The sequence below is a fragment of the Clostridium sp. KNHs205 genome (genome assembly GCF_000702945.1).
GTDB lineage: Bacteria > Bacillota > Clostridia > Lachnospirales > Lachnospiraceae > Anaerocolumna.
In genome coordinates this window covers 1834937-1856936 of record NZ_JNLE01000003.1, presented here as the reverse complement: position 1 = coordinate 1856936, position 22000 = coordinate 1834937, and the positions used below count along the sequence as shown (strand labels likewise).

At 38.3% G+C, this 22000-nt stretch carries 20 protein-coding genes and 1 tRNA gene; 7 read left to right on the top strand and 14 right to left on the bottom strand.

The window, feature by feature from the left end; translation table 11 throughout:
• The first annotated feature begins 303 nt into the window (after positions 1-303).
• Positions 304-687 carry a helix-turn-helix transcriptional regulator gene (locus tag BR73_RS27245; RefSeq protein WP_051685046.1) on the top strand — a complete coding sequence of 128 codons (384 nt, stop codon included), beginning with the start codon at positions 304-306 and terminating at the stop codon, positions 685-687.
• 78 nt (positions 688-765) lie between these two features.
• On the opposite strand, the gene recJ is transcribed toward BR73_RS27245, so the two are convergent.
• The 4 genes from recJ to BR73_RS0107830 all read right to left on the bottom strand — a co-directional run bounded on the left by recJ (position 766) and on the right by BR73_RS0107830 (position 4967).
• Complete coding sequence (recJ, locus tag BR73_RS0107845) at positions 766-2541, bottom strand: single-stranded-DNA-specific exonuclease RecJ (RefSeq protein ID WP_033165085.1); 1776 nt, start codon at positions 2539-2541, stop codon at positions 766-768.
• A 215-nt stretch (positions 2542-2756) separates the two neighbouring features.
• Positions 2757-4211: a thioether cross-link-forming SCIFF peptide maturase gene (gene scfB / locus BR73_RS0107840; protein ID WP_033165084.1), complete on the bottom strand. Its 1455-nt coding sequence runs from the start codon at positions 4209-4211 to the stop codon at positions 2757-2759.
• A gap of 142 nt (positions 4212-4353) precedes the next feature.
• Positions 4354-4500 carry a six-cysteine ranthipeptide SCIFF gene (scfA, locus tag BR73_RS0107835; RefSeq protein WP_033165083.1) on the bottom strand — a complete coding sequence of 49 codons (147 nt, stop codon included), beginning with the start codon at positions 4498-4500 and terminating at the stop codon, positions 4354-4356.
• A gap of 92 nt (positions 4501-4592) precedes the next feature.
• Positions 4593-4967 (bottom strand): TIGR04086 family membrane protein, encoded by a 375-nt coding sequence (locus tag BR73_RS0107830; protein WP_033165082.1) that lies wholly within the window; start codon positions 4965-4967, stop codon positions 4593-4595.
• 108 nt (positions 4968-5075) lie between these two features.
• Between BR73_RS0107830 and BR73_RS0107825 the strand changes: the two genes are divergently transcribed.
• Positions 5076-5333 carry a hypothetical protein gene (locus BR73_RS0107825; RefSeq protein ID WP_033165081.1) on the top strand — a complete coding sequence of 86 codons (258 nt, stop codon included), beginning with the start codon at positions 5076-5078 and terminating at the stop codon, positions 5331-5333.
• Between the two features lie 130 nt (positions 5334-5463).
• On the opposite strand, the gene BR73_RS0107820 is transcribed toward BR73_RS0107825, so the two are convergent.
• Positions 5464-6033, bottom strand: coding sequence for a hypothetical protein (locus BR73_RS0107820; RefSeq protein WP_033165080.1), 570 nt, complete (start codon positions 6031-6033; stop codon positions 5464-5466).
• Positions 6034-6538: 505 nt separating this feature from the next.
• Here BR73_RS0107820 and BR73_RS0107815 point away from each other — a divergent pair.
• Positions 6539-7396, top strand: coding sequence for a PHP domain-containing protein (locus BR73_RS0107815; protein WP_033165079.1), 858 nt, complete (start codon positions 6539-6541; stop codon positions 7394-7396).
• Positions 7397-7425: 29 nt separating this feature from the next.
• Here BR73_RS0107815 and yajC read toward each other — a convergent pair whose 3' ends face one another.
• Positions 7426-7752, bottom strand: a complete 327-nt coding sequence (gene yajC / locus BR73_RS0107810; RefSeq protein WP_051685045.1) for a preprotein translocase subunit YajC — start codon at positions 7750-7752, stop codon at positions 7426-7428.
• 45 nt (positions 7753-7797) lie between these two features.
• On the bottom strand, positions 7798-8934 hold the full coding sequence (gene tgt / locus BR73_RS0107805) for a tRNA guanosine(34) transglycosylase Tgt (RefSeq protein WP_033165078.1): 1137 nt from the start codon (positions 8932-8934) through the stop codon (positions 7798-7800).
• 472 nt (positions 8935-9406) lie between these two features.
• Here tgt and BR73_RS27240 point away from each other — a divergent pair, with 472 nt between their 5' ends.
• The 3 genes from BR73_RS27240 (at position 9407) to BR73_RS27235 (ending at position 12963) form a co-directional block, all read left to right on the top strand.
• On the top strand, positions 9407-11905 hold the full coding sequence (locus BR73_RS27240; RefSeq protein WP_051685044.1) for an EAL domain-containing protein: 2499 nt from the start codon (positions 9407-9409) through the stop codon (positions 11903-11905).
• A 71-nt stretch (positions 11906-11976) separates the two neighbouring features.
• Positions 11977-12047 (top strand) — tRNA-Trp (locus BR73_RS0107795).
• 52 nt (positions 12048-12099) lie between these two features.
• Positions 12100-12963, top strand: a complete 864-nt coding sequence (locus BR73_RS27235; protein ID WP_051685043.1) for a hypothetical protein — start codon at positions 12100-12102, stop codon at positions 12961-12963.
• A 124-nt stretch (positions 12964-13087) separates the two neighbouring features.
• Here BR73_RS27235 and BR73_RS0107785 read toward each other — a convergent pair whose 3' ends face one another.
• The 3 genes from BR73_RS0107785 to BR73_RS0107775 form a co-directional block, all read right to left on the bottom strand.
• Positions 13088-13405, bottom strand: a complete 318-nt coding sequence (locus BR73_RS0107785) for a phage holin family protein (RefSeq protein ID WP_081848571.1) — start codon at positions 13403-13405, stop codon at positions 13088-13090.
• A gap of 366 nt (positions 13406-13771) precedes the next feature.
• Positions 13772-15211 carry an MFS transporter gene (locus BR73_RS0107780; protein WP_033165077.1) on the bottom strand — a complete coding sequence of 480 codons (1440 nt, stop codon included), beginning with the start codon at positions 15209-15211 and terminating at the stop codon, positions 13772-13774.
• 280 nt (positions 15212-15491) lie between these two features.
• The gene (locus BR73_RS0107775) at positions 15492-16031 is read right to left on the bottom strand and encodes a rubrerythrin family protein (protein WP_033165076.1); all 540 of its coding nucleotides are present in this window, start codon (positions 16029-16031) and stop codon (positions 15492-15494) included.
• 162 nt (positions 16032-16193) lie between these two features.
• On the opposite strand from BR73_RS0107775, the gene BR73_RS29075 reads away from it, so the two are divergent.
• Entirely contained in the window at positions 16194-16346 is a 153-nt protein-coding gene (locus BR73_RS29075; protein ID WP_197032632.1) for a hypothetical protein, read from the top strand.
• A 269-nt stretch (positions 16347-16615) separates the two neighbouring features.
• Here the strand turns inward: BR73_RS29075 and BR73_RS0107765 are convergent, their stop codons facing one another.
• From BR73_RS0107765 to BR73_RS0107750, 4 genes are all read right to left on the bottom strand, one after another.
• Positions 16616-17323 (bottom strand): methyl-accepting chemotaxis protein, encoded by a 708-nt coding sequence (locus BR73_RS0107765; protein WP_156034642.1) that lies wholly within the window; start codon positions 17321-17323, stop codon positions 16616-16618.
• A gap of 91 nt (positions 17324-17414) precedes the next feature.
• Positions 17415-18782 carry a DNA repair protein RadA gene (radA, locus tag BR73_RS0107760; RefSeq protein ID WP_033165074.1) on the bottom strand — a complete coding sequence of 456 codons (1368 nt, stop codon included), beginning with the start codon at positions 18780-18782 and terminating at the stop codon, positions 17415-17417.
• Positions 18783-18950: 168 nt separating this feature from the next.
• On the bottom strand, positions 18951-19367 hold the full coding sequence (locus tag BR73_RS0107755) for a hypothetical protein (RefSeq protein ID WP_033165073.1): 417 nt from the start codon (positions 19365-19367) through the stop codon (positions 18951-18953).
• Positions 19368-19542: 175 nt separating this feature from the next.
• Positions 19543-21987, bottom strand: coding sequence for an ATP-dependent Clp protease ATP-binding subunit (locus BR73_RS0107750; protein WP_033165072.1), 2445 nt, complete (start codon positions 21985-21987; stop codon positions 19543-19545).
• Positions 21988-22000 lie beyond the last annotated feature (13 nt).

Genomic DNA, 22000 nt, shown 5'->3' with positions numbered 1-22000 from the left:
TTATATCATTTTTTCCTAAACATATCAACAGAAATAAAGCTTATTACACTGCAAAGAGCATCAGACGTTTATCTTTTTTCTATCAGATAATTCCGTTTAACAATTTTCCAGCCTGTCATCCCTGTCGTCTTCTTTATTAACATGATAATAGGTTATCGAAATCTTTAATTTTTCTGCCCAATACATTCTTATGTAATATATTTTTGCCACTTTATCCAGTTTTATTGGAATAGTTCCAGTATTTATTGAAAGCCATTTTAAACATTACGAATTATGATACTATTTATTGGAGAGGTGATTTCTATGGATATTGGTAACAAAATTAAAACCCTGAGGCTTTCCAAACCCCTCACCCAAAATGAACTGGCGGATATACTTGGTGTGAGTAAATCTACGATGTCTAATTATGAAAGAAACATCAGCACTCCGGCTCCTGATATCTTATTAAAACTAGCAACCTACTTTAATGTTACCGTTGACTATTTATTTCATGAAAAGCAGGACAATTCAAAGGACCTTATAAAAGAGGACTCTGCCTATCATTCCGATAAATTCGTAACGAGAGATGAATGGAATACATTAGTCTATTACAGAAGACTTAGTGACGAGCAGAAAGATTACATAAAAGGCCATATGATACAGTTATATCAGAAAAAGATAACCTCAGATATACCTGAAAAAAATTGAAGCAGCTACTGTAGATATCAATCTGTACCAAACTTTTCAGCAGAAACAAAGTAGCTTACGCCTTAAATACTCAACAGGTTATTCTTTTTCTATCAAATAATTCTGTATAACAATCTGCAGGCTGCGATTCCCGTTATATTCATTTATTGTAGGGTAATAGGTTACTGAAAGCTTCATGCTGTTATCTCTGTTCTGATAAGCCCTGTCCACTTCTGTTTTGCCGTAAGCTGCATTGAGAGCTTCCAGAAAACCTGCCACATCTCCAAAATACATAGCTTCCATTTCTCTGCCATATTGATTTCTCACCAATAATTTTATCACATTCTTATTCTTGCCAAGAACAGACAGCTTTAATATCTTAAGGCTCCTGTCAGCGAATAAGGGCTTTTCATTTCCTTTACCGAAGGGCTCAAGTATCTTAAGGTCTTCCACCAATTCCTCTGTAATATAGCCCAGTGGAAGCACTACATCTATTACTACTTTGGGAATCAGGTCTTCCTCTGTCAGTACTGTATTACCGTTAAGACCTATCCTTAAAGTCTCCACAGAGGTAAGCTGCAGAGACATTCCAGCTGCCATGGGATGACCTCCGAACTTCACCAGATGTTCTTTACAGCGGGTCAGTTCCTCGTACATATTATATTTCTCAATGGATCTGCCCGAGCCTTTCACCATATCATGGGCATCAGTCAGCACAATGGCCGGCTTACAGTAACGTTCTCTTAATCTGCCAGCAATGATTCCTGCCAGACTCTCGTGGCATTCTTTCAGATATACTACCAGGACTTTATCCGTTTTGAGTTCAGAATCTTCTATAAGGGATATAGCGTTTATTAAACCTTCCTCCGTCATCTGCTTTCGAAGGTCATTTAATGCTTTAAGCTCCTCTGCCCTTTTATCTGCTTCCTCTTTGGTCTCAGACAGCAAAAGCCGTAACCCCTGCTTAGCGGTATCAAGTCTGCCGCCGGCATTGAGGCAGGGACCGATTACATAACCGAGATGATAGGCGGCAAGATTCCCGGCTGCTATGCTGTTCTTTTCCATTAGCGCACGAAGCCCCAGGTTCTGGGTATTATTAAGCAGTTCCAGGCCTTTTTTCACCAGGATACGGTTCTCTCCGGTCAGTTCCATTACATCACATACCGTAGCTATGGCCGTTGCTTCCCTTAAAGGAATCAGCTCTGCTTTTGGTATCTGTTTTCTGTCAAAGAACGCTTCCATGAGTTTATAAGCAACGGCAGCCCCGCAAAGCTGCTTAAAAGGATACGAACAATCCTCCTGCTTGGGATTAACCACGGCATCAGCTTCCGGAAGAATGTGCCTCTTATTCTCTCCCTCAATGAGAAAAGGGATATCATGGTGATCTGTTATGATTACTGTCATTCCAAGGGTTTTGGCCTTTTTCACCTGCTCGGCGGCGGCAATTCCATTATCACAGGTCAGGATGGTATCAATACCTGCTTCATAGGCTTCATCTATAATCTGTTCGTTTATTCCATAACCGTCCCTGATTCGATCCGGTATCTCATAATCAACCTTTGCCCCGCATAAGTTCAGCGCCTTATACAGTATGTAAGTCGAAGCAACTCCGTCAACATCATAATCTCCTACAATACGAATGCTTTTTCCCTCTGCTATCTTCTTTTCCAGAATATCACAGGCTTTTGCAAGATCTTTCATTAACAGCGGATTGTATGTTCTCTCATAATCCGGGTTCAGATAGAAGCTGATATCCTCTTCTTCTGTTAACCCTCTGTTAACAAGGAGTCTCGTAAGGCATTCACTGATACCGTGCCTTGCCATAATCGTTTGAAAATCTGCTTTTTTATTTTTGAGTACCCATTTTTCTGCCATAGGTGTCTCCTTTCCATTGAAATCGTATGATATTTTCTCCTTTCAATTTATGGTACAATCCTAGCTGCCACGAAGAGGCGGACAAAACAGAATACCCCCATAAATAAGTTCGAAAACTATCTTCGATTTCATTGTAACTAAAAACAGAGAATGCCTGTACAAGGCAGTCTCATTACTGACTGCCCAACAGGCATTATCCTTCTATTGATAATCTTTTAAGCTTCCTCTGAAAGAGAAGCCTCTGCTGCTTTTATCATGAGTGCGCATTCCACACGTTTCTTCTGAAGCTTGCAGCCGATATCATAAGTATCATGGATGCTGCCATGGAACTTATAAGAATTGGCAGCACAGCCGCCGCTGCAATAGAATTTGGCAAAACATTCTTTGCAATTTTCCTTGGAGTATACGTTGCAGCACTTGAATTCTTCCTGCATCTCCTTTTGCTTCACTCCTTCAAAGACATTTCCCATCAGGTATTTTTCTTCTCCAACAAACTGATGGCAGGGATATAAATCACCCCAGGGAGTTACCGCCATATATTCGGTTCCTGAACCGCAGCCTGACAGTCTTTTGGCAACGCAGGGACCGCCGGATAAATCTATCATGAAATGGAAGAAGTTAAAGCCTTCCCCTTTTTGTTTCCTTTCGAGAATATAAGCTGCCAGCTTATCATATTCTTCATAAATCTTTTCTAAGTCCTCTTCCTTTAAGGAATAGTTTTCTTCGGGTAAAGCCACTACCGGCTCAACGGAGATCTGCTTAAAGCCGTTCTCTGCCAGATGTATAACATCTTCTGAGAAGTCCAGATTATTATGGGTAAAGGTTCCTCTTACATAATAGTTTTTCTGGTTTCTGCTTTCAGCAAGTTTCTTGAATTTGGGAATGATAACATCATAGCTTCCTTTACCGTTTCTGGAAGGACGCATCATGTCATTTACCTCTTTACGGCCATCAATGCTTAATACCACATTGCTCATTTCTTTATTAGCAAATTCCATGATATCATCATTTAACAGAATTCCATTTGTAGTAAGGGTGAAGCGGAACTTTTTGTTATGAATTACTTCCTGCTCTCTTCCGTATTCCACCAGTCTTTTCACTACGTCAAAATTCATCAGCGGTTCACCGCCAAAGAAATCTACCTCCAGGTTCTTTCTGTTACCGGAACTGGTAATCAGGAAGTCCAGGGCCTGCTTCCCAACCTCATAGCTCATCAGTGCACGTCTTCCCTGGTATTCGCCCTCTTCCGCGAAGCAATACTTGCAGGCAAGATTACAGTCATGTGCTATATGAAGGCAAAGTGCTTTTACAACCGTTGAACGGTTCTTAAATTCCGATATGTAATTCTCATAGATATCCTCAGTAAACAGAGCACCTTCCGTTATCAGCTCTTCTACTTCGGATAAGGCTTCGGTTACCGCCGTAACTACCGGGTCTGCTTGTTCCTTATATTCTTCAAATAAAGAGGTATATTCCTCTCCTTTGTATTTATCCGCTATATGATTGATTATGGCTTCTCTGTCTTCCTTGCTTACTTTATGCTTAGCATCTCTGGAAGCCTTGTTGTATCCTTCTATAATATCATAAATTAAATCATCCACCACATGGACCATGCCGCTGTTAACGTCCAGCACAATATTATAGCCGTTATTTTTATACTGGTGAACCAAAATTTCCTCCTTCTATGTGCATTTATCCATGCACAAGGAATAAGCAGCGACTGTAAGACGCTGCTTAGTTTACATGATTAATTATCAACTTTATCAGTAACCTTAGTACTACCTTGCATTACTTATGTATACTGCAGGATTATTATCTATTATCGTTCTCGCAGCTCTGATTTCCTACTGTGCAGGATGTCTTACATGCTGACTGGCAAGAAGTCTGGCACTCGCCGCATCCGCCCTTCTTCATGGACTCTTTAAGATTTCTTGTATTTAAAGTCTTAATACGTTTCATGAGTTTCCTCCTTATATTTTCCCTATGGATGATAATATCCAAAATTCAAAGCTTATTATACCATAGCCTCCAAGATTTGAAAAGAGAAATTTTCAGCTCACCATGCCTCCCAGCATCCCTCCGAACAGGCATAATAGCATGACTGTAAATACTCTGGCAGGTTCCATTCCCATTACGGAACCGGTCAGTATTGATGCTAACAGCAGGATGGCAAAATAAAGCCCTCCCATCATTAGTCCCCACAGAAACCTTTTATGCTCGGCACTTTTCCCGAACAGGAAGCCTCCCAGAAAGGTCGAGAGGATATAGGTCGCTATGATGCCTCCGCTTAATATTTTATTGGATACGTCCAGCTTAAGCATAAGGAAAGAGAGCAGCAGTATCATAAGTACGGTTATGACATAAGAAAAGAGAAGATTCTTTAACGCGACGGTTACTTTGGAATTCCGGTGAAGTACTTTGTCCATGAAATACCTCCATACATTTATACAGTATTATATTTTTCATGTCCTTAGTATATGACCTGGAATGTGAATTTTTGTGAATGATTGTGGGAAAAGGGGGGGAGGGGGGCTTTGGAAGGGGACGATGATTGGAGGGGCTGTCTGTCCGTTTTGTTGTTCAAGGACCCTTATTCCACTAAAGCGCCAGTAACTGTTCATGGCAGGTTAAAGAGTGCCAAACTCGCTGTACGGTTATGGCCGTGGCAGGTTATTGTGCTCAGACAGTGGCACTATTTAACCTATTCACAGTTACTGGCGCTTAAGTGTCATAAGGAACCTTTCAATACAAAACTACCAGACAGCCCCTCCAATCATCTGGGTACCTGGTAAGATGGAATCTTAGTTTATTTTCTGCAATAAAAATACATATTATTACCTTTATATTATCTTGGTGTTTTTTCATATAGAAAAAGCACCCCTTAGGGTGCTTAAATATTTTTACTTTATTACAGGATATTGCTTATGCATCATATCCATACTCTGCATATAAAGTTGCATCAACTCCAAAAATAGAATCAAAATGAACTGTCGCTGTATATTTTACGGTCGCTGTTCTTCCACTATCTAAAGTTTTATACGTTGGACTTGATATATTTGTAAGATATACATTGCCCAATATAGCTGCTGCTTTGTAATTAATTTCAGCATTTCTTAAATTACTAACTCTATTGGAAGTCACATCATATGTTAGTGTAAGAGAAAAATGAGAAGGTAAATCCTGTGAATCTTTTGTTCTTGTTTTAGTCACAGTAGACATTGTGCTTTCAGCTGTAATTCCAAATCGTTCTTTATTATTTGAAACAGTTTGGGCAATTGCTAATTCATTCAGTTTTGATTCAAATTCTTCTACAGTAATTTGCTCTTTATGTATATAACTTAATTTAAAATCTACTCCATATTTTTCATTAATTCTAACTATTGCTGCTTGATACTCGTCAGTATACGTCTCTGCAAGCACATTCATTGGCATAACACCCATTATCACTACACAAACCATTAAACTAAATAACAACTTCAATTTCCTACTCATTTACATCCCTCCATGATTTATTTATACTTTGTTCCTCACCCACATTAACATATATTTACATTTCAGTCAAGAAAAAGTATATTTTTTCCAACCTTATACCTGTTATCACTTTATATTATTCTCAGATATACTCATTTCAAATACTATATACGGGAATGAGCAAGGTGAAGTATTATCTTTACAAGTAAAAGATAATGATTTAAAATTAAAAACAATAAATGTGTGATTGACAGTTGATGGTCAAAAGCTGGAATACGTACATTACTTATTTTTTGAACCTTTGTATCCAATCTTTGAGAGTGAGTTATTACACTAATAAAATTAGATTATTATTTCATAATAGTAAAGATGGATGCGTTAACACATAATAGTAAGAAAAAAACTCACTATTGCCCACACATTTTGTTAAAGAAAATTAAAGATTGACTTTGACTCTTTTTCAGTCAGTCAATCTATATCTCAAAAGCTTAATATACAGTAAATACAGTGCTATAGGAGAACTCTTATGAAATATATTGATTTACACGTGCACTCTAATGCTTCGGATGGTACTCTTACTCCGGCGGAAGTTGTCAGCCTTGCCGCTTCGTTGTCTTTATCCGCTATTGCTCTTACGGATCATGATACGGTTGCCGGTGTAGCGGAAGCCCAGGCTGCTGCTCTTGTAATGTCCGATGCCAGCAATCCTTTAAGAATTATTCCCGGTGCGGAAATCTCTGCTGCTTATAATGGCAGGGATATTCATATTCTGGGACTGTTTCTGGATACGAAGAATAATGCTTTGATTAAGACTCTTAACGAGGCTGTTGCCAAAAGAGAAGAACGTAATGAGAAAATGGCAGCTAATTTAAGAGGTGCCGGGATTGATATCACGGTGGATAAGTTAAAGGCTGCAGAAGGTGAAGCTGTCCTGACCCGGGCACATTTTGCCAAGTATATGACGGAGCATGGTTTTACGAAGTCTAACAAGGATGCTTTTGACAGATTTCTTAATGATTCTTCTCCATATTACGTGCCCAGGGATTATCTCTCCCCGGAAGCCACTATTGATTTGATTCATGAAGCGGGAGGGCTTGCAGTGCTTGCCCATCCTTTATTGTATAAGTATAATTTAGAGCAGCTAGATGTTCTTATTGCTCTTTTAGCCGGATTTGGGCTGGATGGCATTGAAGCTATTTATTCCTTGAATACCGGTTTTGATGAAGGCATAATCAGACGTTATGCCAATCGTTATAATCTAGCTATTACTGGCGGTTCTGATTTTCATGGTATGAATAAGCCGGATATTTCTCTGGGTAGCGGAAAAGGTAATTTACAAATACCTGAATCACTCCTTGAGTCATTGGAAAAGAGGTTAAAATAAGGGACGCCGTGGCGTCCCTTTTGTGTTCCTTATTCTTTTGAAGCAATTGCTGACTGAGGTTTCTCAACTTCAACGATTGCTGATTTCTTCATAGGTATACGGCAGTTCTTGTTGTTACCGAATTCAACGATTACTACATCTTCCATTACATCAATGATTACACCGTAAAATCCTCCGGTGGTCACCACGCTGTCACCGTTTTCCAAGGTTGACATCATAGCGTCCATTTTCTTCTGCTGTTTCTTCTGGGGACGGATTGCCATGAAATAAAAAATTCCTACCATGAAAACGATCCACATTACTAATGTGGCTAAGTTCAAAGCACCGCTTGGTTGTGTTAAAAGTCCGATTTGCATCTTGTTCCTCCTAAATAATATAATTCTTGTGTTTAATATTCCTTCTTAGGCAAGTTCACCCTGGGCGAAACCCTCCAGCTTGTTTTTCTTATATTCTGCGTACCTTTGTTCTTCAATGGCACTGCGGATTTCTTCCATCATATTGTTATAGAAATAAAGATTATGTGTTACCAGGAATCTTAATCCTAACATTTCTTTTGCTTTTAACAGATGTCTGATGTAAGCTCTGCTATATTGTCTGCAAACGGGACAACCGCAGCCTTTTTCAATTGGTGAATCATCCAGTTCATATTTGGCATTCATCAGATTCATTTTACCGTGATTGGTATAAGCATGACCATGTCTTCCGTTTCTTGCGGGATATACACAGTCAAAGAAATCCACACCTCTCTCTACTGACTCCAAGATATTCTCGGGTGTACCAACACCCATGAGGTAAGTGGGTTTTTCCAAAGGCAGGTAAGGTACTGTTTCCTCAAGAATATAATACATTTCAGAATGTGATTCTCCTACTGCAAGCCCTCCCAGTGCATAACCGTCAAGATTTAATTCTGATATGGTTTTTGCATGTTCTATACGAATATCCTTATAGGTGCCGCCCTGGTTTATTCCAAATAACATCTGCTGCTTATTTATTGTGTCCGGTAAGGTATTAAGTCTGTCCATCTCAGTCTTACAACGTAACAGCCATCTCGTAGTTCTGTCCACTGAATTCTGCATGTAGCTTCTTTCAGCAGGATGCGGAGGGCATTCGTCAAATGCCATAGCTATGGTTGATGCAAGGTTTGATTGGATTCTCATACTTTCTTCCGGTCCCATAAATATCTTACGGCCGTCAATATGGGAACTAAAGTATACGCCTTCCTCTTTTATCTTTCTCAGTCCTGAAAGAGAAAACACCTGAAAGCCTCCTGAATCTGTCAGTATTGGTTTATCCCATACCATGAATTTATGAAGTCCTCCAAGTTTCTTGATTACCTCATCACCGGTTCTGACATGAAGGTGATAAGTATTGGACAATTCCACCTGGGTTTTAATCTCTTGAAGATCCTGGGTTGATACCGCACCTTTAATAGCTGCTACCGTTCCAACATTCATAAAAACCGGGGTCTGAATGGTACCATGAACGGTGTGGAATTCTCCACGCTTGGCTCTTCCGTCTCTTCTTAATAACTTGTACATTTTACTCTCCGATCTGTTCATTCCCTGGGTATATTACAGAATACAAGATTCTGCTAATTCTTGCCCCACCCGTGTTCATCTGCAAAATAAACGACGCACACTACTGGTACAAGTATACCTGTTACAGGAAGCTTTTTCAACTAAAATTTATAGTATTGTTACCAATTTTATTGCTTTTTTTCTGTATATTTGTTAATATGTTAAATAATTACATATAAATCCGATTATCATAATATCCACAAAACATCCTTGTAAAACACTTATCGTTGTTTTACTACCAAAATCTGTTGAAGCATACTCTATCCAAACAATAATAATGCACCTGTCTGCAACCTAAAAAACAGCCTGGACTGCGGTGTTAAATAGCATTTCTTATGCAGAGCAGTACCGGCCAGCTAAAATATGTGTAAATATAAATCCTAAATTAAAGCGTTTTAAATTATAAATAAAATACACATGAAAGAAGACCATTATGTCTATTCGAAATAATTTACGGATTACTTTATTTATATTATCTATCCTTCCTATTATCCTCCTTTCTGTACTTTCCTATCATCTGATGACCGGAAAGCTGATCAGGACCGAAAAAACAAACCTTGAGCAACGAGCTGTAACAGGACAGCAGGGACTTCAGATATTTCTTAGCGGTAAACAGTCAGAAACCAGCCTTCTTGCTACAGAAAGTGATATTTACGATTATGCCTTTGCCCTGTCCTCTGATTCCACAGGAAAAAACGATGAAAAAATTCTCTATAACAATGCTATGGATTTATTAATCCGTCAGAGCAATACTATGCCCTATTATCAGAACATTCAAATATTTAATACAAATAATACCGTTATCCTAAGTACAGAAAAACAACGCATCAATACAAAATTATCCGACAACCTTACGTTATCCTATATGAAGGCCACGGGCAATCCAGCCTGCGGCGTCAGCGGTATTATTAAGAAAAAGCAGGAGAATGGCTCCAGTCAGTATTTCATTGAAATCGGTTCTCCCATTAAGAGCCGTTCGAATAGTAAGATAACTCTGGGTTATCTGGTTAGTACCTTGAATCTCCAAAGTCTCAATGACTATATGAGTACTTTATCCTCCGGTAAAAAGGACTATGCCTTTTGTCTGGATAAATACGGTAATTATATCTATCATCCTGACAGCAGGTACATCGGTACCAATATAAAGGACGATCAGCTGGGCAGGCTTGTAACTGATTTCTATAGTGGTAAGGCTAATGCCTCCGGAAATTTTCAATATGTCTTTGAAGCAACAGATACCATCTACGGCTACAGCATCTTAAAAAATACCGGCTGGGTCATTATCATGAAACAGGATGTAGGAAGTGTGACCGGTCTTGCAAGAATTATCTTATATATTTTCCTCATTGGAATTATCGGCTGTTCTCTGGTTATATATCTCGCCGGCAATCGTATAGCTGATATTTACACAGAACCCATTATTGAAATCAAAAATACGCTGCGGGTTGCTTCCGAGGGTAACCTAAAAGCACAAAGTAATATAAAATCCAGGAATGAATTCGGTGAGCTCTCCAGGAATCTAAATAAAATGCTGCATATTGTCAGAAGCAGCTACAACGAACTTTCTGCCATGCACGAAGAGCTTATAACCAAAGAAGAACAATTGAGGCTTAATTATAATCACATTGAATATCTCGCCTATCACGATGTTTTAACGAACCTTCCTAACAAGATGTCCTTTATTGAAAGAGTTAATCAGACTATTGCTTCCTCACCGGGGTCTAATAAGCTGCATGCCGTTTATTTTGTGGATCTGGATGATTTTAAGACAGTTAATGATACCTTGGGTCATGAATACGGGGATAATCTGTTGTCACAAACAGCTGCCCATCTGCTCTCCCTTACCTCCGGAGACGATATTCTGGCCAGAGCCGGAGGGGATGAATTCCTTCTTTTTCGCGAGAATCTGGACAGCGAGAAAGAAGCCCTGGATTTTGCGGCCTCTGTTATTGAATCGCTAAAAACTCCTTTTCATATAAACAATGAGTCCATCTATGTATCCATGAGCATCGGAATTGCTTTGTATCCAAAGAATGGGCTTACTCATACAACACTGATTAAAAATGCCGATATTGCCATGTACAAATCAAAAGATACCGGTAAAAACAAATATACACTTTTTGACGTGACCATGGAGGAAGAGTTAAACCGCAGTTCCCTTATTACCGAGGTTTTACGCCATGCCATTGCCAACGAAGAAATCTATGTGGTATATCAGCCTCAATACAATATCCGCAAAGAAAAGATGACAGGCTTTGAGGCACTTATGCGTATCCGCAACCAGAAACTGGGTGAACTGAATCCTGTGGAATTTATACCGATAGCAGAAGAAAGCGGCATGATTACAGAACTTGGTGAGTGGATTCTAAAAGAAGCATGTATATTTAATAAAACCCTTATAGATCATGGATTTCCATCACTTATTGTCTCTGTCAATATCTCCAGTGTTCAATTAAGTAAGGCGAATTTTATCGATGTGGTTCGTAATATTTTAGCGGAAACCGGTCTTCCTGCCTGCAACCTGGAACTGGAGGTAACAGAAAGTACTTTGGTATCTTCTCTTACAAAGGCCTCTGTGCAATTAACCTCCCTGCAGGACTTGGGTATCCGTATATCACTGGATGATTTCGGTACAGGCTATTCCTCCTTGAATTATCTGACGAATATACCAATTAATACTCTTAAAATGGACAAGTCCTTTGTGAACAACATCAGCAGCAATGAAAAAGATGCACAGATAGCTTCCGGAATCATCCATCTGGCTCACAGCATGAAGCTTGAGGTTATCGCAGAAGGTGTTGAGAAGGCAGAACAATTAGAGGCTTTAAAGAAAAATAAATGTGATATTATTCAGGGATATATTTACAGCAAGCCTCTTTTGCCACATATTTTATTTGAAACTCTGACTCCTTGTCCAATAAGTAATATTTAATAAAAAATTCTTGACAATTGACACAATTTATTGTATTCTATATTAGCAGTCGCGACAAGCGGCTGAGCTTTAGGGGATTGGTCAAATGGTATGACAAGGGTCTCCAAAACCTTTAGCGGGAGTTCGATTCTCTCATCCCCTGTAAACACTATCAGATTCTGGTAGTGTTTTTTTTTGTATTTGTGGAGGTGTGTATGGTTAAAATTATTGATACTTATTCGCAAATCAATTCATTATTTGAAAATGAAAATTTCAGTTTCGATAAGTGGGAAATATATATAAATTCGATTTTTGATAATTCTGCTCATATTTTCAAAGATGACATAAAAGAATATCTTGATAACGGAACATATACTTACGAAAGCGATATTTTTCCAATAATTAATGCTGTTAATAAAAACCCTTCCTTAGAACGATTACATAACTCTTTTACTAAGGCGACAAAAAATTTAAATGCGAGGATTATTGAATGCTTTGGTAATGAGTTTGAGGTTGAAATTGTATTATACCTTGGTCTTTGCAATGCAGCTGGATGGGTAACTAATATCAATGGAAAAGATACTGTTTTGTTAGGCGTAGAAAAGATAATCGAACTGAATTGGCAGGATATAGAATCAATGTATGGTCTTATTTATCATGAATTAGGCCATGTATATCAAAAACAACATGGTATTTTAAACCAACATTGTGATGACAATAAACAGTACTTCGTATGGAAATTATTCACAGAAGGTACTGCCATGTATTTTGAACAGATGCTGGTTAATGACCTTAATTATTATCACCAAGATGTGAAGGAATGGAAAAAATGGTGCGATGATCATTTTCAACAAATAGTAATGGATTTCTATAATGATTTGCCGATTATGGACAAATTAAACCAGAGATATTTTGGAGACTGGGTAAATTATCAGGAATATGGAGATGTAGGTTATTACCTTGGAACGAAATTTGTTCATCATCTTATTAAGAAATATAATTTTGCTCATTTAATTAATTTGAAGATTGATGATGTTTACAAATTATATTTGGCATTTGTTGAAGAAAACAGTGAATAATAAAAAAACAAATAAATTCCAATATATTGGGCTCCACCCTCAATCGGGGGGAGCTTTTGCTAAAGAAGCCCTTTGTTATTCGTAACAGAGGGCTTCTTCCGGCTGTAATTTAAACTTTATTCTTTTATTCCTTTTTACGGGGTGTCCTCTTACTTGTGCTCTTTCTAATAACCTTTTTATCTGAACAATCACTATTGTTCTTTATATTTCGAAGGAGTTCAAAAGCTCCGGTGCTGGCAAGACCACTTGCCAGTCCTCCCAATAAGATTTCCGGAGAGAACATCCATTTATTCATCCACATGTTTAGTAAAATACCTATTACACCCATAATTAAAGGTATAAATTTATTGGGAACTACAGTTATGCTGTGTTTAATGATATACCCAAGGCAGTAACAGATACCAACAATAATCAATACTACATATTGATTTAAGAATTCCATACTTCTCTCCGTTCCTGGGCTAAACATATTTTAAGCTTGATGCCGGTCAGCAATATCATGTCTAAAGACCATAATATACTTTTGCATATATACTTACCTGTTGTATATATACATACTCCTCAAACTTTATATATAATACTCCCTCAAACTTAAAATATCGTTTTCAATACAGCTATGATAATAAGAAACTGCTATCGAACAGCCTGTTTCTAAACTATTCAATAGCAGTTCTTCTACTATTATATTCAATTCTTCTGTCATATTTACTTATTTTTTGTTATTCAATAATTGATATCTGTTATTCATTTAATTAGTGCTTCATTTTCCTGTGTAATGAATGCTTCATATTGAATCCTTCGCAAATCCTTAAACGGAAACCCTCCCATCCTGTCTGTTCGTATCGATTTTCTCTGTTTCAATCTGAAACTTGATATAAATGGAGCAGCCAATCAGTATAAGAAAGCCTAACACATTTAGTATCTGCTGGGGATATATATAAATGCCGTTGATTGTAACCGAATGTCCCTCAAGGAAATTTAGCAGCCTTCCGCCAACTACCGAGACAAAGAATCCCAATACGCCGGACAAAGAGGATACTAAGGATAACCATATCATTCTCTTTTCATTCTTAAAGAAGTCCAACTGTACTCCGAATAAACCAATACCTACAAAAGCCCAGGCCGTTGAGGATAACAGGGCACCCAGGATATGAAAGGGATAGGCATTTGCCGGTACTGTAAAAGCTATCGCTAAGAGGTTTAAACCCAGTATTGCCAGGCTGTAGCGCAGCATTTTTGCCATGCCGTATTTGTCCGCCATTCTGCCGATCTTAGGTGTAATATAGATGCGGTACAGATTACAGAAAAATCCCACCAGCATCATAAAGGTATAGGGAAGCTTTAAGACATTTACCTGGTAACTGGCTATAAACGGAATAGATATATAAAAGCCTGTTATATAGAGGCTCTGGAGTATTAATGCCTTACGAAACTTCTTGTCCTTAAAGGCTTCCGCAAGCTCAGATATGAGTTTCCCTTTCTCTGTCTTATGCTTTACCGGGTTAGCTTCCGTTGCTCTTTTGACAAGCCTGCCGTGCATCTCCTTACCTTCGGTATTCAGATAGGATACACGGGGTTCCTTCATTTTAGACATCGCTATAACATTGATAATAACCAGCACTAAAATGATAATTCCTAAAACCAGAAATCCCGTACGGATACTGTTTGATTTAAAAAAGTCAAAGATAACACCTGCAATAAGCATTGTACCAGACACTGCAAATACAGCTACCGAGTCTTTAATGGAAAAATATTTTCCCCTCAGCCTGCTTGGTACCAGACTGGCAATCCAGTCCTGGGAAGCAGGTGTACCTATTTGAACAAATATCTGCGCCAGAAAATAGAACAGGACAATTAATAGTGCCTTTAGATCATCACTTATTGGCAAAAACGGTACAAAATATATAACAGAAAATAAAATCCTAAAAAATGAGGTAAAACATACAAGAAATTTATATTTCTTGATCCGTCCCATATACTGGATCAAAAAGATCTGTGCTAGGGCAGCCAAACTTGCTAATGATGTAATAATACCAATATTGGCATCAGAAATATTACAATAGGTCATTAAGGTAGCGATAAAGGTCCCCCCGGCTAATTGGACAATTGTCTGGGCAGCACTATCTCCGATAGTAAAATCAACTCTGCTTTTTTTGTAGTCTTCCTTATTTTCCGGAAGTGCCATGAAGTATATCCTGCGCAGCTTTGCGAGCAGATATTGATTAAAAAATTTTATATTATAAGACATTAAGATGAAGCCCTCCAAAGCCCATTGTTTTTCTGATTAGTAGTAACAGAACACAATTATAGCTTAGGAGGACACATATGTAAATTGATTTCATTTACCAATAGATATACTTCTTTTGTGTTTTCTTATATATTTTCTTATAAATTTTCTAAATTATCCCTTATTTTATTGTTGCATATTTACCATATGTTTTTATTTACCTTTTTTAGTTTCTTGTCATCCCTAACAATTTAGTTTCTTATGAATACTTATGCCAATGAAGCAGTTACTCTGTATTTCTTTATAAATTGGTATCATATACCTGATAATAGCCTTGAGGGAAACCACAGATTGGGCATACAGCCGGCGCACAGATACCACCCAGGATATTTCCACAGTTTATACAGATCCACAATACCTGACTTTTTTTACAGAATACCTCATTGTTCTCAATATCGTTGGCGAAGTTCTCAAAAATCACTTCATGATTAAGCTCAATATTAGCCACACCATTAAAAAGTGCTTCTATCTGGGCATATCCTTCTTCCCTGGCTATTTCTGCATATTGTCTATAGGTATCATTTCCTTTCGCTTCTTCTGTTGCCGCTGCCAGTCTTAGATTTTCCAGAGTACTTGGCATTGTTCCCTCATTGATTAATTGAAGCCAGATGGTAGCGTGCTCTCGTTCAAATCCAGCAATTATATCAAATACATTACCGATTTGAATATAGCCATCCTGTCTTGCTTTAATTCCATCTATCCGATATCTTGTACTACTCATAAGCTCACCCTCAAAAGCACGCTGCAAGTTCATATATGTTCTGCTTTGTGTAAAATCCATTGTTATTCCTTCTTTCTCCGGTATATTACTAAATAATATGTAGTTTACAATGCAAATATGTGACTGGATAATTTTTATCAATTATTCAATGCATATTTTTTTATAAATCTGGAGATAATGTTTTTGGAAATGAAATGGAGCTAATCCGGAAAAGAGGTCATTATGTCATATGTTGCACCAGCAATTAAGGACAGGTTTGAATCCCTGCCCATTGAATTAAAAGATTCGATTTTGAAAAGAAATGTTACATTGAATAACATACAGGATTTAATACAGGTTCTTGAGCAGATCGTAGCAGAAGGAGAAAGAGCATAGCAGCTCTTTCTCCTTTTATTTTGTGATTTATTTCCAACATTTATTAAACATTTATTTCAGTTCTTTTGTTTTAGTTGATTCATGTTCTTTTGTTCATTTACTTCAATTCATTTATTTCAGTTCTTTTTGTTCTAGTTCTTTTGCTTCAGTTCATTTGTTTCAATTCTTTTGTTTCAGTTCTTTTGCTTCAGTTCATTTACTTCAGTTCATTTGTTTCAATTCATTTGTTTCATCTTTTGTTTCAGTTCTTATGTTTCAATTCATTTGCTTCAGTTCATTTGTTCTTTTAAATCTATAAGCATCTGCAAAGTATCTTTTGCATTGTCAGTGATATCTCTCTGATAAGCTATTTCATGTTCCACATTTCTGGATACATCATTGGATATATAGGCTGCTTCCAGAATCTTTTGAAATACTTTCTTAACATCACTTACCATATCATTTTGCTTCTTTACGATATCATAGATATTATCCATGGCTTTAACGGTCTCTGTAACAAAGGATTGTATGGATGCAATGGTTTCTGAGATTTCTTTCGAAGATTTCGCTGACTGTGAGGCTAAATTTCTGACCTCACCGGCTACAACTGCAAATCCTTTTCCCTGCTCACCTGCTCTGGCTGCTTCAATGGATGCATTTAAGGATAACATATTAGTTTTATTGGATATACCACCGATTACTTCTGCAAATCCTACTATCATGTTTGACAGATTCTTCATTTGATTCATATTTTGGGAAGAGTTCTCCACTACTTCATTCAACGACTTAATTCTATCCAGTAAGTCATCTACACAGGTAATACCATCTTTTACAAGGTTCAGGGATGTATCTGAGCTGTTAATTGCATCAAATGCATTTTTTTCAACTTTTAATTGGGAAGTATCAAGATTTTTTACTATTTCACCTATACTCTTAATAAACTCATCTTGCTTCGCCAATAATCTGTCAATTTCTGCGCAGTCTTTCATACAATCCATATCAATAACCAACCTTTCTCACAACCTGCATCCAGGAGCCGCAGGCACTATTTTGCATGTGTAATGTCATTGCATCACACAATTACCCAGTTTATAAGGAGCTTCCCTGTGAAAATAACCTGTTCAATTCTCTGATATTTTTTACGCCAATCAGCTTCATGCCTGTTTTCTTTATGGTGTCTGCATTTGTCTTAGGAAGGATACAGACCTTAAAACCCATTTTCTCTGCTTCCGCCACTCTTTGATCCGCCATACTGACACCTCTTACCTCGCCGGTAAGACCAATCTCACCAAAGCATATGGTACGGCTGTCCAAAGCAAGATTACGGTAACTTGATAAAATGGCAAGAACTATCCCCAAATCCAGCGCAGGTTCATTGATCCTCATTCCACCGGCAACATTGACATAAGCATCCATGGATGCCATCTGAAGTCCTATCCTTTTCTCAAGCACTGCCATCAGGAGGTTTACCCTGTTGTAATCCGTTCCTGCCGCCGTTCGTCTTGGCATATTAAAATTCGTCTGGCAGACTAACGCCTGAACTTCTACCAGGATAGGCCTTGTCCCCTCCATGGACGCTGCAACCACAGAGCCTGGTTCATCCTCAGGTTTTCCTTGAAGCATATATTCTGAAGGATTTGTTACCTCTCTAAGTCCCTGATCCATCATCTCAAAGACGCCAATTTCATTTGTTGAACCAAATCGATTCTTTACGCCACGGAGAATTCTGTAGGAAGCCTTATTCTCTCCTTCGAAATACAGTACAGTATCCACCATATGTTCTAATACTCTGGGACCGGCTACAACCCCTTCCTTGGTTACATGTCCTACAATAAATATTGAAATATTAAGGCCTTTCGCCATATGCATCAGCACACTTGTGGTTTCTCTTACCTGGCTTACACTGCCCGGTGCCGCACCAATCTCTTCTTTATACATGGTCTGGATAGAATCGATTATTACAATCTCAGGTTTATTTTTATTTATGATTACTTCAATATTGTCAAGATTCGTCTCGCTTAAGAGAAGTAATTCTCCTTTAAATATACCAAGCCGATCTGCCCTCATCTTAATCTGATGAAGGGACTCCTCACCTGATATATACAAAACTCTATGCTGTTTATCGGTTAATTCTTTACAAATCTGAAGTAACAGGGTAGATTTTCCTATACCGGGATCGCCTCCTACCAGCACCAAAGAGCCGACTACGATACCCCCGCCTAAAACCCTGTCCATTTCCTGAAGTCCCGTTGTAACCCTGTTACTTTCAGTTGCACTGACAGCGGATAACAGCTGAGGTTCCGGAAGAATACCAGTACTTCTGCTTTTTTCACCTTTCTTTAATGGCGGTTCTTCTGCAAAAGTATCCCAGGTCTTGCAGGCAGGGCACTGTCCCATCCATTTTGAACTTTCATATCCGCATTCTGTACAGAAGAACACATTCTTTAACTTTGCCATACAATCCTCCCATTGCGATTACATACACTTTCATACTGATTGTAAATTCTGTGTGAAATTAAGGATATTCCTTACTCAATTGCCTTTATTTTACATCTATAATTGTAACAAAGGAGAGGTATTATCCTCTCCTTTATAATGTTCTTGCTATTGGTATTACATTTTTAATTAACTCTTTACTATTTTTACTTCAGCTTTACCACTATTGGTACCAAGCTCCACGCTGAAATTCAGCTTACCGCCAAGATTAGTCTTCATCTTACCTAAGTTGGTATCATCAATATAGATCTTATATTCCTTCTCTGCTTCCAGTTCAAGGGTTATCTGGGAATCCTCATATCCTTCTACTGCAAAACTGATTTCTCTTTCGGTTATGTTTAGCTCATTTACTGAAGTTCCAGGTACTGATTCGTATACGATCATACCATTCTTCTCTAATTTTGTAATTTCCTTAAAGGTCTTAACTTTATACAAATCGCCATTATGTTCAAAATCATTGACCTTGGATTTCTCGCTTAATTCATAATTTCCGAAACTTATTGTCCCATTGCTTTCTTTACGAATTAACTCTTTTACAATTGACATGTAAAAATCCTCCCAATAGATAAATGCTTGCTTTTTCCTTTAGTCATATATACTAATCATCTGGAGAAGGGGGTGTCTGCCCTCCTTCTCCACTTAATGTTACGCTTTATGATTATAGCTCATATTATACTATATTTTCGTGTCAATTTCTACAGGATTATTCACAAGTTTTGAATTATTTTTTGGAAATTTTGATTTCTTTGTCGATTAATTCAACAGAAGCTGTATCTCCGCTCTTAATCTTACCTTCCAATATTTCTTCTGCAAGCTTATCTTCAATATTCGTCTGGATAGCTCTTCTTAAAGGTCTTGCACCATAATTCTGATCAAAGCCTGTTTCAGCAATATGAGTGGTCACCTCTTCTCCTATTTCCAGGTTAATGCTCATCTGCTGTTTTGCTCTCTTTGTAATGGTGGCAAGCATGATACCTACAATACTCTTGATATCATCTTTGGAAAGGGAGTGGAATACGATCATCTCATCAATTCTATTTATGAATTCCGGCTTGAAGATACGTTTAACTTCCTCCAGTACCCCTTCACGCATTTTTTTGTAATCTTCCTTTTCATCACTGACAGAGGCGAAACCAAGTTTTTTGGGAGAAATAATATTCTGGGCGCCTGCATTGGAGGTCATTATGATAATAGTATTCTTAAAACTTACTTTTCTTCCCTGGGCATCGGTTATATGACCGTCATCCAATACCTGCAAAAGGATATTAAATACATCGGGATGGGCTTTTTCCACCTCATCAAAAAGAATAACGGAATAAGGATTCTGCCTTACCTTTTCACTTAACTGACCGCCTTCATCGTAGCCAACATATCCCGGAGGAGAACCGATAAGCTTAGAGACACTATGCTTCTCCATGTATTCCGACATATCTACTCTTATCATGGAATTTTCACTGCCGAACATAGCTTCTGCCAGGGCTTTTGAAAGCTCAGTCTTACCTACACCGGTAGGTCCGAGGAATAAGAAGGAACCAATAGGTCTTCCCGGATCCTTTAAGCCTACTCTGCCTCTTCGGATTGCCTTGGATACAGCCGACACTGCATCTTCCTGCCCGATAACTCTTTCATGAAGGATTTTCTCTAAATTCCTTAAACGTTCGGATTCTTCTTCCGCAAGCTTTCTAACAGGAATTTTGGTCCAGCTTGAGATAATATCTGCTATTTCATTTTCACCAACGATCAAGAGATTATCCTGCTTTTCCTTTTCGGTTTTCACCTGTAAGGCATTCAGATTAAGTGTTATCTCTTCCTGCTGTCTCTTTAGATCTCCGGCTTTCTCATATTCTTCATTTTTGATTGCCTGTTCTTTCTGTTCTTCCAGTGTCTGAATCTGCGTTTCCAGCTCTTTTACCTCAGGGGAAGTAATATAAGTGCTGAGTCTTACTTTGGAGGCTGCTTCATCCATTAAATCAATGGCCTTATCAGGTAAATAGCGGTCATTGATATATCGGCTGGACATCTTAACAGCCGCTTCCAATGCTTCATCGGTAATCTTAACCTTATGATGTGCTTCGTAGCTGTCTCTTAAGCCCTTTAATATAAGGATAGCTTCCTCTTCCGAAGGCTCTTCTACTACAACGGGCTGGAATCTTCTCTCCAAGGCGGCATCTTTCTCGATGTATTTACGGTACTCTTCTCTGGTGGTAGCACCGATTAATTGCAGCTCACCTCTTGCCAGTGAAGGCTTTAATATATTAGAGGCATCAATTGCACCTTCTGCTCCGCCTGCTCCGATTATTGTATGAATCTCATCGATAAACAGCAGTACATTGCCGTCACCCATTACTTCACTGATAACCTTTTTGATTCTTTCCTCGAATTCACCTCTGTATTTAGAGCCTGCAACCATTCCGGACAGATCCAGGGTAAGTACCCGCTTATCCTTAATCACCTCCGGTATATTACCTTCAACGATTTTTCTGGCAAGTCCTTCTGCAATGGCGGTCTTACCAACACCGGGTTCACCTACCAGGCAGGGATTATTCTTGGTACGTCTGCTCAATATCTGGATAACTCTCTGGATTTCAGATTCTCTTCCGATTACAGGGTCTAATTTGCCTTCTCTTGCATATTCCGTTAAATCCCTGCTGTACTGATCCAGGGTAGGGGTATTGGATTTTGCTTTCGCTTTGCTTTTATTAGCAGAGTATTCATTCTTGGCAGTATTCATATCTGCTCCGATAGCGGTTAACAGATCCACATATAATTTCTGCAGATTTATACCAAGCGTATTTAATAATCTTACCGCGATACAATCCGATTCTTTGATAAGTGCGATCAGTATATGTTCAGTTCCTACGGACTGGCTCTTTAACCTTACTGCTTCTTTAAAGCTCTGATCAAGTATCCTCTTTGATCTTGGGGTAAAGCCGTCAACTTCAACTGCTTCCATGGTAGAACTGGGAGCAATCAGCTGATTTACCAGCTCCAATACCTTATTTACTTCCACTCCGTTTTTCTCCAGAACTCTTGCTGCCACACCATCGGATTGTAACAAACCAATGAGAAGGTGTTCTGTACCTACATAGTTGTGGGATAATTTATAAGCAACTTCTGTGGCATTATTAATAGCACGTTTTGCTTCTTCGGTATATCTCTCATTCATAGTTTACACCTGT